The organism is Streptomyces sp. NPDC126499, assembly GCF_040302485.1.
Lineage (GTDB): Bacteria > Actinomycetota > Actinomycetes > Streptomycetales > Streptomycetaceae > Streptomyces.
In genome coordinates this window covers 1-1,489 of the sequence record NZ_JBEOUO010000060.1, presented here as the reverse complement: position 1 = coordinate 1,489, position 1,489 = coordinate 1, and the positions used below count along the sequence as shown (strand labels likewise).

2 protein-coding genes are annotated in these 1,489 nt (G+C 30.4%); both read right to left on the bottom strand.

What is annotated here, in order from left to right:
* Positions 1-149: 149 nt before the first annotated feature.
* The gene (locus tag ABTZ91_RS34025) at positions 150-515 is read right to left on the bottom strand and encodes an SA1788 family PVL leukocidin-associated protein (RefSeq protein ID WP_070451281.1); all 366 of its coding nucleotides are present in this window, start codon (positions 513-515) and stop codon (positions 150-152) included.
* Positions 516-518: 3 nt separating this feature from the next.
* Positions 519-1,475, bottom strand: a complete 957-nt coding sequence (locus tag ABTZ91_RS34020) for a DnaD domain protein (protein WP_217232495.1) — start codon at positions 1,473-1,475, stop codon at positions 519-521.
* Positions 1,476-1,489 lie beyond the last annotated feature (14 nt).

The window sequence follows — 1,489 nt, the reverse complement described above, 5'->3', positions numbered from 1 at the left end:
AATTCATCTCTGTTACTTATAAATCCTTGATTTTTAATATTGTTTTCCCAAGCCCACTCAATTAATTGATGTAAATTCATTTCTACTTTACGTTTAATTTTTGACATTTTATTCCTCCAATTTTTGTTTTATGTTTTGCATTTTGCGTTTTAATTTTTGAATGCTTTAGTTGCAAAATTTAGCAAATCAAAATAATATTTTGATGCTTTTACTTTTTGTGGATATTTCTTTAAGTGCAATTTCTCCTGTTGTCTTTTTTCTTGGAGTTCCTTTTTATAAACTGAGCGCCGTTGCTTTGACAATAGATTTTGCTTTCTAATTGCTATCATTTTGTCAAAATCTTTTCTAGACATACGTTTTGGCTGATTCACTATATAAAATCTTGGCCAACCATTTTTAAATCTATTAACAATTAATGATCTTGTAATACCAAGCTGTTTCATCTTTTTCACTTCGTCGCTATTAAATATAAGTTTATGGTCTCCAATTTTTACTTTGTAAGGTTCTTTGTCCAAATGCTAATCACCCCACTGTTCGTTTAATTCTTTTAAAAATCTAGCCCTATCTTCCTCAAAATTTTCGTCTACTTCGTCTTGATATTTGTCTCGATTTTCAATCCAGTCTGGCGTTTTCTCTTTACTTTGTTGGAATTGTTTAGGTTTGGTGTATTGATCTCTTAATGCTTTTTGTTGAATTTCATAAGCTCTTATTTGATCAATTGAATTCAAGTTTGATTGTAACCAGGAATTTAAAATGCTTTTGGCATAACCCCAATTCACTTTGTTTCTGTCCTTTGCAATTTTAAGTGCAGCTATGACTATTTCGTCTGAATCATGAGAAAAGTTATCAAGATAATAATTTAATTCTTCGACAAGATATTGAGTGATAAAGCCAAATCCATTTTCTTGGAAGAAGTCGAAGGCTTTATACTTCTTCTCCTTCTTCTCATTCTTTACATTCTTATCATTCTTTATATTCTTTACATTCTTAGTATTGTTCAGTGATTTGTTCAGTGTTCTGTTCAGTCTATTGTCTCTCTTTTGTTCAGTCTGTTGTTCAATGATTTGTTCACTTTGTTGTTCAGTTGGTTGTATAGTTTGTTGTTCATTTAATTGTTCAGTCTGTTGTTCAATCATATGTTTTTTAGTTTCTTCTTTTCCTTGATAAACCTCGTAGTTATGCACTTTAATGGTTGTTCCGTTTTTTGTCTTTTTAGTGTTTATCATGTTGTCTTTTTCTAACGAATTTAAATAGTTTCTCACGGTATTTCTAGACACGTTCCAACGTTCAGATAATTTCAATTCTGATGTATGGAATGAACCTCGTTTCAAAAGGACTAAATTTCCACCAATCATCACTTTTTTATCAGAATGATTTGTTAATAATAAGATGTCTAACCACCATTTAAATCGTTTGGAATCTGCCCATATCCAATGATCGATTATTTTACGATGTATTTTAATCCAACCTGTCATCTAACCACCTCTTT

Excerpts from the sequence above, each read along its gene's own strand:
- ABTZ91_RS34020 (WP_217232495.1), bottom strand. The coding sequence starts at position 1,475 with ATGACAGGTTGGATTAAAATACATCGTAAAATAATCGATCATTGGATA.